Annotated in this window: 1 pseudogene; it reads left to right on the forward strand. The window is 56.8% G+C overall.

Going from position 1 to position 301, the window contains the following annotated elements:
* Nucleotides 1-301, forward strand: a pseudogene (locus P0G09_RS18690) (conjugal transfer protein); the annotation flags it as partial.

A 301-nucleotide genomic window follows, 5' to 3' on the forward strand; every position in this document is an offset into this window, starting at 1 on the left:
CTGCGCTCCTTTGAACGGCAGGGCATCCAGCGGATACCGACCGTGCATCTTGGCCCCGCCGCACACCAGATGGAAAAACGTGGAGTAGAAACCGTTCTCGGCAACCTGAACCGGGACATTCGTGCAGCCAACAGCCTGATGCAGTCCATCCGCAGTGCAATTCGTGGGCTGCAACGCTGGATCGCAGTCCTGAACGAAAAGAAGCAGCTTCTTCTGGACGCTCTGGAAAAGGCGAAAGAACCCACGTTGTCCGACTTGCTGGTGGATTACTTCAACCTTCGCAGCGAGCAGCGGAGCAATT

The sequence above is a fragment of the Faecalibacterium sp. DFI.5.82 genome, from assembly GCF_029076575.1.
Classification (GTDB): domain Bacteria; phylum Bacillota; class Clostridia; order Oscillospirales; family Ruminococcaceae; genus Faecalibacterium; species Faecalibacterium duncaniae.